This window comes from Streptomyces sp. NPDC004134 (assembly GCF_042874195.1).
In the GTDB taxonomy this organism is placed as follows: Bacteria; Actinomycetota; Actinomycetes; order Streptomycetales; family Streptomycetaceae; genus Streptomyces.
Genome location: NZ_JBIAMS010000025.1, coordinates 100,166 through 114,702 on the forward strand (window position 1 = coordinate 100,166; position 14,537 = coordinate 114,702).

The following is a 14,537-nucleotide window of genomic DNA, read 5'->3' on the forward strand; positions in this document are numbered from 1 at the left end:
CTTTTTCATCCACCCCGGCGCGCCCCGCGCACGCGGGCCACCGCGCCATGCCTGGCTGGAGCAAACCCCATGACACGCGCCACCCGCGTGCGGGCCGTGCTGGCCCTTGCCGTGCTCGCCCTGTCCGTCACCGTCGCCGTCCTCGTGCCCGTACACCTGGGACTCGACCTGCGCGGCGGCACCCAGATCGTCCTGGAGGCCCGCGACTCCGACGCCGCGGAAGCCGACGCGGACACCACCGACCACACCCTCGAAGTGCTGCGCAACCGCGTCGACGCCCTCGGCGTCACCGAGCCCACCCTGACCCGCTCCGGCGACGACCGCATCATCGTCGACCTGCCCGGCGTCCAGGACCCCCGCGAGGCCGCCGACCTCCTCGGCCGTACCGCCCAGCTCACCTTCCACCCCGTCCTCGGCGCCGCGGCGGACGGAGAAGGCGCAGCCGGCAAGGGAGCGGACGGCAAGGCAGCCGACGGCAAGGCAGCCGACGGCAAGGTGCTGCGCGACGAGGCCGGGCAGCCGCTGCGCCTCGGGCCCGCCGCGCTCACCGGCGCCGACGTCGCCGACGCCGAGGCGCTCTTCGACACCCAGCAGGCCCGCGGCTGGTTCGTCACCGTCGGCTTCGACGGCGACGGCGGCTCCGGGTGGGCCGGCCTGACCGGCGCCGCCGCCTGCGCGCCCCCCGGCGATCCGGCGCGGCGCATCGCCATCGTCCTCGACGGCAAGGTCATCTCCTCGCCGCAGGTCGACCCCGGCGTCGGCTGCCGCACCGGCATCACCGGCGGCTCCACCCAGATCACCGGCGACTTCGGCCGGGACGAGGCGCGCGAACTCGCCCTGCTCGTCAACGGCGGCGCCCTGCCCATGCCGCTGGAGACCGTCGAGCAGCGCACCGTCGGGCCGACCCTCGGCGCCGACGCGATCTCCGCCAGCGCCTGGGCCGCGCTCATCGGCGCCGCCCTCACTTCGGTGTTCATCATCGTCGTCTACCGGCTGCTGGGCTTCCTGGCCACCGTCGCCCTCGCCTGCTACGCGCTGATCTCGTACGCCGCCCTGGCCGCCCTCGGCGCCACCCTCACGCTGCCCGGGCTCGCCGGCTTCGTGCTGGCGATCGGCATGGCCGTGGACGCGAACGTGCTGGTCTTCGAGCGGGCCAGGGAGGAGTACGCCGCCGGCCGGCGGCCCACCGTACGCACCGCCCTGGCCGGCGGGTTCCGCAAGGCGTTCAGCGCCATCGCCGACTCCAACGTCACGACGCTCATCGCCGCGGGACTGCTCTTCTTCCTGGCCTCCGGGCCCGTGCGCGGCTTCGGCGTCACGCTCGCCATCGGCGTGCTGGCCTCGATGTTCAGCGCGCTGGTCGTCACCCGGGTCCTCGCCGAGTACGCCGCGGGCCGGCGCGCGCTGCGGGTACGCCCCGGCCGCTCCGGGATCGCGGGCCACGGCCGGGTACGCGCCTGGCTGGTCCGGCGCGACCCGACGCTCATGCGCCACTCGCGCCGCTGGCTCGCGCTCTCCGGCGTCGCCCTGCTGCTGGCCGGCAGCGGCATCGTGGTCCGCGGGCTGGACTTCGGCGTGGAGTTCACCGGCGGCCGGCTCATCGAGTACGCCACCACGCAGCCCGTCGACGCCGACGAGGCCCGCGCCGCGCTCGCCGACGCGGGCCAGCCGCGCGCCGTCGTCAACACCTCGGGCGACGGCGAGCTGAGCGTCCGTACGGAAGAACTCTCCGACGACGAGGCGGCCGAGGTCACCGCCGCGGTGGCGGAGCTGGGCGGCGGCGCGGAGACGGTCCGCGACGAGATGATCGGGCCCAGCCTCGGCGAGGAGCTGCGCACCGGTGCGCTCATCGCGCTCGGCGTCGCCCTGGCCGCCCAACTGGTCTATCTCGCGATCCGCTTCCGCTGGACGTACGCCTCCTCCGCGGTCGCGGCGCTCGTCCACGACGCGGTGATCCTCGTCGGCGTCTTCGCCTGGCTCGGCAAGCCCATCGACGGCATCTTCCTCGCCGCCCTGCTCACCGTCATCGGCTACTCCGTCAACGACTCCGTCGTCCTGTACGACCGCGTCCGCGAACTCGTCGCCGCCGACCGCCGCAAGCCGTTCCGCACCGCCGCGAACACGGCGATCCTGCAGACCCTGCCGCGCACGGTGAACACCGGCACGGGCGCCGTCTTCATCCTCGCCGCGCTGGCGCTGCTCGGCGGCGGCGCCCTCACCGACTTCGCGCTCGCGCTCCTCGTCGGCATCGCCGCGGGCACGTACTCCTCCGTCTTCACCGCCACCCCGCTCGCCATCGAACTCGACGCCCGGAAGAAGAGGTGAGCGACGACTTCCTGCGCGACGTCTTCCTCGGACATGTGATGTGTGACATATTACTGCACCGTCATGCACGTGTTCATGCCAAGAATCTCGTAACCCGGGAGGCGGCAAGTGAGACCGAGACCGGTGAGACGGCGGGGATCAGGACTCATCGTCCTGGCGGTGACCCTCAGCCTGGGCACGGGGCTGCTCGCCACACAGGCGCAGGCCCGCACGGCACCCGAACGCCCCGCGGCGCAGGCGCAGTTGCAGGAGCAGCCCCGGCCGGGGGCGCAAGCGCGGGAGCGGCACGGAAAGGCGCAGCCACCCCCGCGGTCCGCGGCCGTCGCGCAGGACGGCGACGAGCCCGGGCACGTCGGGAAGGACCCGCTCAAGCCGCGGCAGCGTGCCCCGCTGTCCGCGTCGAAGGACGAGCTGAAGCGCGACTACGACGGCCCGGCGACCCCTGCCGAGCGCGCCCGGCCGTCGATGAAGGCGGCCGGGAAGAACGCGCCCGGCAGGAGCGCCGCGGGGAAGGGCGCGGCCGGGAAGGGCGGGGCCGGCGCCGACGCGGCCGCCGCCGCGTGCAGCACCGCCGACTTCACCAGCCGCACCGGCAGCGCCCTGGTCGCCCAGATCAAGGCGTCGACCACGGACTGCGTCAACACGCTGTTCAGCCTGACCGGCGGCGACGCCTACCACGCCTTCCGCGAGGCGCAGATGACGAGCGTCGCGTATGCGCTGCGCGACGGCTCCTCCGCCTATCCGGGCAACAGCAGTACGGGCATGCCGCAGTTGGTGCTCTACCTGCGCGCGGGCTACTACGTGCACTGGTACAACGAGTCCGCCGTCGGCCCGTACGGCCAGGGCCTGAAGACCGCGATCCGGTCGGGTCTGGACGCGTTCTTCGCGAGCGGCCACGCCTTCGACGTCAGCGACGCCAACGGCGAGACGCTCGCCGAGGCGGTGATCCTCATCGACAGCGCCGAGGAGAACGCCCGCTATCTGCACGTCGTCAAGCGGCTGCTGACCGGCTACAACAGCTCGTACGACGGCTCCTGGTGGATGCTCAACGCGGTCAACAGCGTCTACACGGTGCTCTTCCGCGGCCACCAGGTGCCCGAGTTCGTCAGCGCGGTCACCTCCGACCGGAGCGTGCTCACCACGCTGTACGACTTCGCCTCCGGCCACCTCGGCCTGCTCGGCACCGACCGTGCCTACCTGACCTCCAACGCCGGCCGCGAACTGGGCCGGTTCCTCCAGCACTCCGCGCTCCGGCCCGACGTGCGCCCGAAGGGCGCGGGGCTGCTCGGCCAGAGCTCCATGACCGGCAGGACCGCGCCGCTGTGGGTCGGCTTCGCCGAGATGGCCGACTTCTACGACAAGGCCAACTGCGGCTACTACGGCACCTGCAACCTCCAGGAGCGGCTGGCCGCCGCCGTGCTGCCGGTCAACCACACCTGCGGCGGCAGCCTGCGCATCCGCGCCCAGGACATGACCGCGGCCCAGCTCGGCGAGTCGTGCGCCAGCCTGGCCGGCCAGGACGCGTACTTCCACGGCATCGCGCGCGACAGCGGGCCGGTCGCCGGGGACCGCAACACCACCCTGGAGGTGGTCGCGTTCGACTCCAGCACCGACTACCAGACCTACGCGGGCGCGATGTTCGGCATCGACACCAACAACGGCGGCATGTATCTGGAAGGGGACCCGTCCGCCGCCGGCAACCAGCCCCGGTTCATCGCCTACGAGGCCGAGTGGGTGCGGCCCGCGTTCGAGATCTGGAACCTCAACCACGAGTACACGCACTACCTCGACGGCCGCTTCAACATGTACGGCGACTTCACCGCCAACGTCTCCACCCCGACGATCTGGTGGATCGAGGGCTTCGCGGAGTACGTGTCCTACTCGTACCGCAATCTGCGCTACGACGCCGCCGTCACCGAGGCGGGCCGGCGCACCTACGCGCTCAGCACGCTGTTCGACACCACGTACAGCCATGACCAGACGCGCGTCTACCGGTGGGGCTACCTGGCCGTCCGGTACATGCTCCAGTCCCACAGGCCCGAGATGGACACCGTCCTCGGCTACTACCGCGGCGGCAACTGGAGCGCCGCCCGCAGCTATCTGACCGGCAGCATCGGCTCGCGCTACGACGGCGACTGGTACACGTGGCTGACCGCGTGCGCCGCCGGCGAGTGCGGCGGAGGCGGCGGGGGCGGCGGCATCACCGAGTGCACCGGCGCCGACACCCGCCAGATGGACCGCAACTGCCGGCGCAGCGGCGTCACCGCGAGGGCGGGGGACCACGCGTACTTCTACGTCTACCTCCCGGCCGGCACCCGGCAACTGAAGATCACCACCGAGGGCGGCACCGGCAACGCGGACCTCTACTACAACAGCAGCACCTGGGCCACGACCGGCAGTTACACCAGCAGGTCGACGGGACCCGGCAACGGCGAGACGCTGACGGTGAGCAACCCGCAGGCCGGCTACCACTACCTCACCCTCGCCGCCGCCGCGGACTTCGGCGGAGCCACGGTCACCACCGAGTACTGACCGGGTAGGGACACAGGGACACGACGGTAGGAGGGAGGAACCCGGGGGAGCCCGGGTGGCGAGCGGAGCGCACCACCGCCGCCACCCGGGCCGTCCGCGCGCCCGGCGCGCGGGCGCGGGGGGATCGTCCGCCGGTGCCGGTACCCAGAGAACCATGTGACATTGTACTGTTGTCCGAGGGCCCGCGACCGCGCGGCCCGCGCCTGCCTGCCGCGACTCACCCGGAGTACTCCATGACCTCTGCCCCACAGGAACGGTCCCGCCCCTGGCACGGCCTCATGGTCGCCACCGCGCTCCCGCTGCGCACCGACCTGACCGTGGACTTCGACGCCTACGCCGAGCACGTACGCCGGCTCCTCGACGCCGGCTGCGACGGGGTCGTGACCAACGGCTCCCTGGGCGAGTACCAGACCCTCACCGACGACGAGCGCATCCGCCTGGTGCACACCGCCGTGGCCGCGGCCGGCGACGGCGACCGGGTCATGGTGGGCGCGGCGGCGTACGGCAGCGCGGAGGCGCGCGGCTGGACCGAGCGGGCCGCGGAGGCCGGCGTCGGCTCGGTCCTGCTGCTCCCGCCCACCGCGTACCGGGCGGACGAGGCGGCGGTGCGCGCGCACTACGCGGAGGTGGCGAAGGTCGGGCTGCCGGTGGTGGCGTACAACAACCCGTACGACACCCGCACCGACCTCACCCCCGCGCTGCTCGCCGCCATGCACGGCGAGGAGAGCATCGTCGCCGTCAAGGAGTTCACCGGCGACGTCCGCCGCGCCTACGAACTCGCCGAGCTGGCGCCCGGACTCGACCTGCTCGTGGGCGCGGACGACGTCCTGCTGGAGCTGGCCGTCGCCGGCGCCGTCGGCTGGATCGCCGGCTTCCCCAACGCGCTGCCCGACGCCTGCGCCACCCTCTACCGCGCCGCCACCGGCGGCGACCTGGCGCTGGCCAAGCCGCTCTACCGGGCCCTGCACCCGCTGCTCCGCTGGGACTCCAAGCCGGAGTTCGTCCAGGCGATCAAGCTGTCCATGGACGTCGCCGGGCTGCACGGCGGCCCCTGCCGCCCGCCGCGCTCGCCGCTGGCGGACGAACAGGCCGCGGTGGTGAGGGGCATCACGGAGAAGCTGCTCGCCGAGGGCCTGGGCTGACCGGCCGCCCCGCCGCGTAGGGAGGGGATCCAGACCGCGTCGGGACCATACCCGCGTACGGATCGCCTCCCCGTACGGATCCGCAGCCGCCTTCCGTCCCGGTCCCCGGCCGCCGGGGCGGAAGGGCGGGGTACGCTACAACAATGTCACATCGCGCATCCGGCCCCTGCCGCTCCCGGAGGGAACACCATGGCTGAGGCGAAGCGGGGCACGCTCATCTCGGTGCAGAAGCACCTGCGCGACCAGGTCGCCAACGCCCTGCGGGCCGCGCTGATAGCGGGCGAGCTGCGGCCCGGCGTCATCTACTCCGCGCCCGCGCTGGCCACGGAGTTCGGCGTCTCGGCCACGCCCGTGCGCGAGGCCATGCTCGACCTCGCCCGCGAGGGCCTGGTCGAGGCCGTGCGCAACAAGGGCTTCCGCGTCACCGAGATGACCGAGGGCGACCTCGACAACTACACGGAGATCCGCGAGCTGATCGAGATCCCCACCGTGGGCCGGGTGACGGAAGTGGCCACCGAGGAGCAGTTGGAGGCGCTGCGCCCGCTCGCGGAGGACATCGTCAAGGCCACCCGCGACCACGACCTCATCGGCTACCTGGAGGCCGACCGCCGCTTCCACCTCGACCTGCTCGCGCTGGCCGGCAACGACCACCTGGTCACCGTCGTCGCCGAACTGCGCAACCGCTCCCGGCTGTACGGCCTGACCGACCTCGACCGCGCCGGCGTGCTCGTCGACTCCGCGCAGGAGCACCTCACCCTGCTCGACCTGATGATCGCCGGCAACGCCACCGCGGCCCAGGAGCTGATGGCGGGACACCTCGGCCACATCCGCACCCTGTGGGCGGCCGGCCGGCGCAGCGCCGCGAAGCGCGCGAGCGCACTGCGCCTCGGCGAGGGCTGACCAGCGGCACCGGCGGCGGCGCGAAACGCGGAGCCGCCCGCGGCGCCGTGCGGCGCCGCGGGCGGTGGGACGGCCCGGCGGGCGGGGCCGGACGCGGGCGAGGACGGCGCACCGCCCGGCCCCCCGCTCAGACCGCCCGGCGGCCGCCGTCGAGCAGAGTCCCCATCCACTCCTCGACGGCGTCCGGGTCCCGTGGCAGCCCGTCCGACATCAGCCGGGCGCCGTCCTCGGTGATCACGAGGTCGTCCTCGATCCGCACGCCGATGCCGCGCAGTTCGAGCGGCAGCGTCTCGTCGTCGGGCTGGAGGTAGAGCCCGGGTTCCACGGTGAGGACCTGGCCCGCCGCGAGCACCCCGTCGAGATACGCGCTCGCCCGCGCCTTGGCGCAGTCGTGCACGTCCAGACCGAGCATGTGCCCGCTGCTGCACAGCGTGTAGCGCCGGTACAGGCCGCTGTCGGGTGCGAGCGCCTCCTCGGGGGTGACGCGCAGCACGCCCCAGTCGTAGAGCCCTTCGGCGATCACCGCCATCGCCGCCTGGTGGAAGTCGCGGAAGCGGGCGCCCGGTCGCAGGGCCGCGATGCCGGCGTCCTGGGCGTCGAGGACGAGTCGGTACACCTGCCGCTGCACCGGTGAGAAGCGCCCGGACAGCGGGAGGGTGCGGGTGACGTCGGCGGTGTAGAGGGTGTCGGTCTCCACCCCGGCGTCGAGGAGCAGCAGGCGCTCCGGGTCGAGCCGGCCGTCGTTGCGGATCCAGTGCAGCACGCAGGCGTGTTCGCCGGAGGCGGCGATGGTCTCGTACCCGGTGCCGTTGCCCTCGGCGCGGGCGCGGGTCTGGAAGACGCCCTCCAGCCAGCGTTCGCCGCGCGGGTGGCGCAGGGCCGTGGGCAGGGCGCGTACGACGTCCTCGAAGCCGGCCGCGGTGTGGTCGACGGCGAGTTGGAGCTGCCCGACCTCCCAGGCGTCCTTGACCAGCCGCAACTCCGCCAGATACGCCCCCAGTTCGGCGTCCCGGTCCGGCTCCGCCGCGCTGTGCGGGCCGCGGTCGAAGAGGCCGTCGACGCGGGCGTCGAGCCCGGAGAGCACCCGGGCCTCGGGCCGAGGCCCCGCGGTGAGCTTGGCGAGTCCTTCGAGGTCGCGGCAGGCGACACCGGTCAGTTCGGCGGCCTCGTCGAGGTCGGGGCGGCGGCCGACCCAGAACTCGCCGTAGCGGCGGTCCCGGTAGAACTCGTCGGTGTCCCGGGCCGAGCGCGGCCGCAGGTACAGCACCGCCTCGTGCCCCTCGGCCCCGGCGGGCTCCAGGACGAGGACGTGTCCCGCCTGGTCCTCGCCGGCCAGCCCGGTCAGCCAGGCGTACGCGCTGTGCGGCCGGAAGCGGTGATCGCAGTCGTGGGAACGGACCTTGAGTGCTCCCGCCGGCACCACCAGCCGCTCGCCGGGGAAGCGCGCGGACAGCCGCGCGCGGCGGCCGGCGAGCGCGTCGTACCCGGGGACGCGGCGGCCTGACGGCAGCGGGCTGGGCGCCCACGCGCTGCTCATGAACCTCTGCAGGGCGGGCGGGACGTCGAGGTCGTGGCTGCCGGTGTGCGGGCGGGCGAGGGGCTTGTCCATCGGGGCGGCTCCTGGTGAGCGGGGGGTGCCGGACACGGGTGCGTAACGAGTCCGCTGATCCCTTGCCAATAAAATTGCACATTATTATGTTACACAGCGCGCCAGGGGAGGGAAGCGGTCCGTACGGCCCAACTGCCCTCGGTGATCTCGGATCCAGCCCCCCGGACCCACCCACGACGGAGTGGAACATGATCAGCAGAAGTGTGCGCGCCGCCCTCGCGGCGTCTCTCGCGGCAGCCCTCACCGCAGGCGCGGCCGCCTGCTCGGCCGACTCGGGTGACTCCGGCGGCAAGGGGCGAAACCCCGGCGCCACCGGCGTGATCGGCGGTACCCCCAAGCGCGGCGGCACCCTGACCGTGCTCTCCAACCAGGACTTCGCCCACCTCGACCCGGCCCGCAACTGGACCATGCCCGACATGGACTTCGGCATCCGGCTGCTCTACCGGACCCTCACCACCTTCCGGGCCGAGCCCGGCGAGAAGGGCACCGAGATCGTCCCCGACCTGGCCACCGACCTCGGCACGCCCACCGAGGGCGGCAAGGTGTGGACGTTCACGCTGAAGAAGGGGCTCACGTACGAGGACGGCAGCCCGATCACCGCCGCGGACGTGAAGTACAACGTCGAGCGGTCCTTCGCCGCCGACCTCACCGGCGGCCCGGACTACGCGCAGCAGTACCTCGCCGGCACCGAGGGCTACGCGGGCCCGCTGGACGGCGAGCACCTGGACTCCATCGAGGTGCCGGACGAACGGACCATCGTCTTCCGTCTCAAGCGGCCGATCGCCGAGTTCTCCTACACCGCCACCCTGCCGACGTTCGCGCCGGTGCCCGCGGCCCGGGACAAGGGCGTCCAGTACGACCAGCGGCCGTTCTCCTCCGGCCCGTACAAGATCGACCGCTACGACCGCGGCAAGGAGCTGGTGCTCGTACGCAACGAGCACTGGCGCGCCGCCACCGACCCCGTGCGCAAGGCGTACCCCGACCGGATCGTGGTCAAGATGGGCCTCGGCGGCGACCAGATCGACGACCGGCTCATCGCGAGCGGCGGCGGCGACGCCTCCGCCGTGGAGTGGGCCGACATGCGCCCCGAGAGCGTCGCCAAGGTGCTCTCCAAGGAGGGCGTACGGGCCCGGCTCGCCGCGGAGATCACCGGCTGCACCGACATGCTGCACCTCAACACCTCGCGCGCGCCCTTCGACGACCCCGTGGTGCGGCAGGCGATGATGGCCGCCGTCGACCGCGAGGCCCAGGTCACCGCCAACGGCGGCCCCGCGCTCAACGAGGTCGCCACCGCCTACCTGCCGCCCGCGCTGGCCGGCGGCGAGAAGAGCGACGTGCTCGGCATCCCGCCCGCCGGCGACGTGGAGAAGGCGAGGCAACTGCTCGCGGACGCCGGCAAGTCCGACGGCTTCACCGCCACCCTCACCGTCTCCACCGGCGACAAGACCAGGGCCGAGGCGCTGCAGCAGAGCCTGGACCGGGCCGGCGTCACCGTGAAGATCCGGACCGCCGACCCGTCCGTCTTCTACGACACCATCGGCGACACGAGGAACGCGCCCGACATGGCGATCAGCGGCTGGTGCCCCGACTACCCCTCGGGCGCCACCTTCCTGCCGTTCGTCTTCGACGGCCGCACCATCCAGGAGACCGGCAACAAGGGCAACTACGCCCAGTTCCGCGACGAGGAGGTGATGCGGGAGATGGACCGCATCGCCACCCTGACCGACGTCGGCGAGGCGAACGAGGCGTGGACCGCGCTGGACGCCGGGATCATGAAGAAGGCGCCCTCGGTCCCGCTGCTCTGGGAGCGCAAGCCGCTGCTCGTCGGCGACAACATCGCCGGCGCGTTCGGGCACCCGGTCTGGACCGGGCAGTTCGACTACGCGGTCATCGGGCTGAAGGACCCGGGGAAGTCATGACGGCACTCCGCAAGGGTTCCGGGCGGACGCAGACCGAGCGCGCCGGGGCGCGGCCCGGTCCGGAGGAGGACGCCGGCCGGGGCCCCTGGCGGCTGGCGTGGCACGCGGTACGCGGCGACCGCGGCGCCTTCGCGGCCCTCGTCGTCGTCGCCCTGCTCGTCGTCATGGCCGCCGCCGCGCCGCTGCTCAGCACGCTCGGCGGCTGGTCACCGACCGAGTTCGACAAGACCGCCGTCGACCCGTACCTCGGCGGCCTGCCCAAGGGCCCGCTCGGCGGGATCGGTGCGGAGCACTGGCTGGGCGTGGAGCCGGTCACCGGCCGGGACCTGTTCGCCCGGGTCGTCCACGGCGGCCAGGTCTCGCTCTTCATCTCCTTCGCGGCCACCGCCATCGTGGTCGTCGTCGGCACCGCCGCGGGCATCGCGGCGGGCTACTTCGGCGGCCGGACCGACACCGTGCTCAGCCGGCTGATGGACCTCACGATGTCCTTCCCCTCGCTCATCTTCATGATCGCGATGATGTCGGTGGCCCAGGACGTCAACCGGGTGCTGCTGATGACCGGCGTCATCGGCATCTTCGGCTGGCCCGGCATCGCCCGCGTGGTGCGCGGCGAGACGCTGTCGGTCAGGCACCGCGAGTACGTCGACGCCGCCCGCGCCGGCGGGTTCGGGGCCTGGCGGATCGTCACCCGGGAGATCCTGCCGAACGTCTCGGGGCCCGTCATCGCGTACACCACCCTGCTGATCCCCGGGATGATCAGCACCGAGGCCGCGCTCAGCTTCCTCGGCGTCGGCGTGCAGCCGCCGACCTCCTCCTGGGGGCAGATGATCTCCGAGGCGGTCTCCTTCTACGAGACCGACCCCATGTACTTCGTCATCCCCAGCGCCTTCCTCTTCCTGGCCGTGCTGGCGTTCACCGTCCTCGCCGACACGCTCCGGGAGACCCTCGACCCCCGGGGAGACCACGCGTGATCCTCTACCTGGCCCGCCGGCTCGTGGGCGTCGCCGGCGTCCTGCTGGCCATCTGCCTCGTCACCTTCACCATCTTCTACCTGCTGCCCGCCGACCCCGCCGCGGCCGCCTGCGGCAAGACCTGCACGCCGGAGCGGCTCGCCGAGGTGCGCCACTCCATGGGGCTCGACCAGCCGCTGTGGCGCCAGTTCACCGACTACCTCACCGGGATCTTCGCGGGCCGCGAACTGGGCGAGGGACCGCAGGCGCTCCAGTGCGGCTTCCCCTGCTTCGGCTACTCCTACGAGTACGCGCTGCCGGTGTGGGACCTGCTCACCGACCGGCTGCCGGTCTCGGCGTCGCTGGCCTTCGGCGCCGCGCTCATGTGGCTGGTCCTCGGCCTCGGCACGGGCATCGCCGCCGCCCTGCGCAAGGGCACGCGCACCGATCGCACCCTGATGGTCGGTGCCGTGGCCGCCGCCTCGCTGCCGGTGTACTTCACCGCCGTCATGCTCATCCACGGCGTGGTGCGCGTCGCAGGCGTGCTGCCGTATCCCGAGTACGCCGCCCTGACCGACGACCCGCTCGGCTGGGCCGCGAACCTGCTGCTCCCGTGGACCGCGCTGGCGCTGCTCTACGCCGCGATGTACGCCCGGCAGAGCCGCAGTTCGATGATCGAGGCCATGGCCCAGCCCTACATCCGCACCGCGCGCGCCAAGGGCATGCCCGAGTCCGTCGTCGTGGTCAAGCACGGGCTGCGCTCCGGCATGACGCCGGTGCTGACCCTCTTCGGCATGGACCTCGGCGGGCTGCTCGCCGGCGCCGTGATCACCGAGAGCATCTTCGGCATCCCGGGCGTCGGCAGGCTCTTCTTCGACGCCCTCCAGCGCTCCGACCAGCCGGTGATCCTCGGGGTCACGCTGCTGGCGGCCTTCTTCATCGTGGCGGCGAACCTCGTCGTGGACATCCTCTACGCGGTCGTCGACCCGAGGGTGAGGTACTGAACATGACCGCTGAGGACACCACCCCCACCACCCCCGGCGGCCCCGCCGCCGGGCCGCCGCTGCTGCGCGTCCGCGACCTGAGGGTCACCTTCCCGACCGCCGCCGGGCCCGTGCGGGCCGTCGACGGCATCGACTTCACCGTACGGGCCGGCCGCACCCTCGGCATCGTCGGCGAGTCCGGCTCCGGGAAGTCCGTGACGTCCCTGGCCGTGATGGGGCTGCACCGCGGCGCCGAGGTCAGCGGGTCCGTCGCGCTCGCGGGCCGGGAGCTGAGCGGCCTCGCCGACCGGGAGCTGGCGCGACTGCGCGGCCGCCGGATGGCGATGATCTTCCAGGACCCGATGTCCAGCCTGCACCCTTACTACACGGTCGGCGAGCAGATCGCCGAGGCGTACCGCGTGCACTTCGGCGCGGGCCGCCGCGCCGCCCGCAGGCGGGCGGTGGAGATGCTCGGCGAGGTCGGCATCCCCGAGCCCGCGCGCCGGGCCGCGGACCACCCGCACCGGTTCTCCGGCGGCATGCGCCAGCGGGTCATGATCGCCATGGCGCTGGCGTGCGAGCCCGACCTGCTCATCGCCGACGAGCCGACCACCGCGCTCGACGTCACCGTGCAGGCGCAGATCCTGGAGCTGATCGCCCGGATCCAGGCCGAGCGCGGCCTCGGCGTCGTGATGATCACCCACGACCTGGGGGTGGTCGCGCGCGTCGCGCACGAGGTCCTGGTGATGTACGCGGGCCGGCCGGCGGAACAGGCGCCGGTGGAGGAGCTGTTCGCCGGCCCCGCGCACCCGTACACGCGCGGGCTCCTCGACTCGCTGCCGCGGCTCGACGACGACCCGGGCGTGCCCCTGCACACCATCCCCGGCAGCCCGCCGTCGCTGCTCGACCCGGGCCCGGGCTGCGCGTTCGCGCCGCGCTGCTTCCGCGCCGCCGAGGCGGCGGACGACGTACGCGCACGCTGCGCGGGGGCGCGGCCGGACCTGGTACCGCTGCGGCCGGGGCGGCTGGCGTCCTGCCATCTGCCGCTGGCCGCGGCCCCGTCCGGGCGCCAGGACGGCCCCGCCGACGTGCCCGCCCCGACCCCCGCACCGGAGGGAACCCGATGACGTCCACCCCCGGGGCCGGGCCCGCGGCGCTCACCGCGCCCGGCCCGCGCCCGGCCGCGGGCGAGCCGCTGCTGTCGGCCCGCAACCTGGTCAAGACCTTCCCCGGCCGGCGCACCCGCACCGGCCGCGCCGCCCCCGCCGTACGGGCGGTGGACGACGTCGGCTTCGACCTGCGGGCGGGCGAAACCCTGGGCCTGGTGGGGGAGTCGGGCTGCGGCAAGTCCACCACCGGCCGGATGCTCGTCCGGCTGCTGGAGCCGACCGGCGGCTCCGTGACGTTCGACGGCACGGACATCACCCACCTCGGGCAGCGCGCGCTGCGCCCGGTGCGCCGCCACGTCCAGATGGTCTTCCAGGACCCCGTCTCCTCGCTCAACCCCCGCCACCGCGTGCTCCGCACGCTCACCGACCCGATGGTCGTCCAGGGCACGGAGCCGCGCGCCGCGCGCCTGCGGGCCGCGGAACTGATGGAGCAGGTCGGGCTCGGCGCCGAGCATCTGGAGCGCTACCCGCACCAGTTCTCCGGCGGCCAGGCGCAGCGCATCGCCATCGCCAGGGCGCTGGCGACCGGGCCGCGGCTGATCGTCGCGGACGAGCCGGTGTCCGCGCTCGACGTCTCCATCCAGGCCCAGATCGTCAACCTGATGGAGCGCCTCCGCCGCGAACTGGGCCTCGCCTACCTCTTCATCGCCCACGACCTGTCGGTGGTCAAGCGGGTCTGCGACCGCGTCGCGGTGATGTACCTGGGCCGGATCGTGGAACTGGGCGACCGCGACGAGGTCTACGCCCGCCCCGCCCACCCGTACACCCGCGCGCTGCTCTCCGCGGTCCCGGTGCCGGACCCGGCGGTGGAGCGCACCCGCGAACGCATCGTCCTCAAGGGCGACCTGCCCGGCCCCGCCGCGCCGCCGGGCGGCTGCGCGTTCCACCCGCGCTGCCCCAAGGCCCAGGACAGGTGCCGGACGGAGCGCCCGCTGCTGCTGCGCGCGGGCGGCGGCACCCGGGAGGCCGCCTGCCACTTCCCGGAGACCGGCTGACTCCCGCCCCATC

Annotated in this window: 10 protein-coding genes; 9 read left to right on the top strand and 1 reads right to left on the bottom strand. The window is 73.4% G+C overall.

The window, feature by feature from the left end:
* Window positions 1-69: 69 nt before the first annotated feature.
* The 4 genes from secD (at window position 70) to ACFYVJ_RS27265 (ending at window position 6,899) form a co-directional block, all read left to right on the top strand.
* Window positions 70-2,325 (top strand): protein translocase subunit SecD, encoded by a 2,256-nt coding sequence (secD, locus tag ACFYVJ_RS27250; protein WP_388896595.1) that lies wholly within the window; start codon window positions 70-72, stop codon window positions 2,323-2,325.
* 123 nt (window positions 2,326-2,448) lie between these two features.
* Window positions 2,449-4,857 carry a collagenase gene (locus tag ACFYVJ_RS27255; RefSeq protein WP_388896598.1) on the top strand — a complete coding sequence of 803 codons (2,409 nt, stop codon included), beginning with the start codon at window positions 2,449-2,451 and terminating at the stop codon, window positions 4,855-4,857.
* A gap of 278 nt (window positions 4,858-5,135) precedes the next feature.
* A complete protein-coding gene (locus ACFYVJ_RS27260; RefSeq protein ID WP_388896700.1) occupies window positions 5,136-5,999 on the top strand; it encodes a dihydrodipicolinate synthase family protein in 864 nt (287 codons plus the stop codon).
* Window positions 6,000-6,188: 189 nt separating this feature from the next.
* A complete protein-coding gene (locus ACFYVJ_RS27265) occupies window positions 6,189-6,899 on the top strand; it encodes a GntR family transcriptional regulator (protein WP_388896601.1) in 711 nt (236 codons plus the stop codon).
* Between the two features lie 127 nt (window positions 6,900-7,026).
* On the opposite strand, the gene ACFYVJ_RS27270 is transcribed toward ACFYVJ_RS27265, so the two are convergent.
* Complete coding sequence (locus tag ACFYVJ_RS27270; protein WP_388896604.1) at window positions 7,027-8,508, bottom strand: aminopeptidase P family protein; 1,482 nt, start codon at window positions 8,506-8,508, stop codon at window positions 7,027-7,029.
* A 188-nt stretch (window positions 8,509-8,696) separates the two neighbouring features.
* Here ACFYVJ_RS27270 and ACFYVJ_RS27275 point away from each other — a divergent pair, with 188 nt between their 5' ends.
* The 5 genes from ACFYVJ_RS27275 to ACFYVJ_RS27295 are packed head-to-tail and all read left to right on the top strand — an operon-like array spanning window position 8,697 to window position 14,524.
* Window positions 8,697-10,427, top strand: coding sequence for an ABC transporter substrate-binding protein (locus ACFYVJ_RS27275; protein ID WP_388896607.1), 1,731 nt, complete (start codon window positions 8,697-8,699; stop codon window positions 10,425-10,427).
* Entirely contained in the window at window positions 10,424-11,398 is a 975-nt protein-coding gene (locus ACFYVJ_RS27280) for an ABC transporter permease (protein ID WP_388896610.1), read from the top strand. The genes ACFYVJ_RS27275 and ACFYVJ_RS27280 overlap by 4 nt, the downstream gene beginning before the upstream one ends.
* A complete protein-coding gene (locus ACFYVJ_RS27285) occupies window positions 11,395-12,381 on the top strand; it encodes an ABC transporter permease (protein ID WP_388896613.1) in 987 nt (328 codons plus the stop codon). Before ACFYVJ_RS27280 ends, ACFYVJ_RS27285 begins: the two co-directional genes overlap by 4 nt.
* Before the next feature lie 2 nt (window positions 12,382-12,383).
* Entirely contained in the window at window positions 12,384-13,487 is a 1,104-nt protein-coding gene (locus ACFYVJ_RS27290; protein ID WP_388896616.1) for an ABC transporter ATP-binding protein, read from the top strand.
* The gene (locus ACFYVJ_RS27295) at window positions 13,484-14,524 is read left to right on the top strand and encodes an ABC transporter ATP-binding protein (RefSeq protein ID WP_388896618.1); all 1,041 of its coding nucleotides are present in this window, start codon (window positions 13,484-13,486) and stop codon (window positions 14,522-14,524) included. Before ACFYVJ_RS27290 ends, ACFYVJ_RS27295 begins: the two co-directional genes overlap by 4 nt.
* Window positions 14,525-14,537: the final 13 nt, after the last annotated feature.

What these genes read in the sequence shown, in the direction of transcription:
- secD (WP_388896595.1), top strand. Translation starts at nt 70, where the DNA reads ATGACACGCGCCACCCGCGTGCGGGCCGTGCTGGCCCTTGCCGTGCTC.
- ACFYVJ_RS27265 (WP_388896601.1), top strand. Translation starts at nt 6,189, where the DNA reads ATGGCTGAGGCGAAGCGGGGCACGCTCATCTCGGTGCAGAAGCACCTG.
- ACFYVJ_RS27270 (WP_388896604.1), bottom strand. Translation starts at nt 8,508, where the DNA reads ATGGACAAGCCCCTCGCCCGCCCGCACACCGGCAGCCACGACCTCGAC.
- ACFYVJ_RS27275 (WP_388896607.1), top strand. Translation starts at nt 8,697, where the DNA reads ATGATCAGCAGAAGTGTGCGCGCCGCCCTCGCGGCGTCTCTCGCGGCA.
- ACFYVJ_RS27295 (WP_388896618.1), top strand. Translation starts at nt 13,484, where the DNA reads ATGACGTCCACCCCCGGGGCCGGGCCCGCGGCGCTCACCGCGCCCGGC.
- ACFYVJ_RS27280 (WP_388896610.1), top strand. Translation starts at nt 10,424, where the DNA reads ATGACGGCACTCCGCAAGGGTTCCGGGCGGACGCAGACCGAGCGCGCC.
- ACFYVJ_RS27290 (WP_388896616.1), top strand. Translation starts at nt 12,384, where the DNA reads ATGACCGCTGAGGACACCACCCCCACCACCCCCGGCGGCCCCGCCGCC.
- ACFYVJ_RS27260 (WP_388896700.1), top strand. Translation starts at nt 5,136, where the DNA reads ATGGTCGCCACCGCGCTCCCGCTGCGCACCGACCTGACCGTGGACTTC.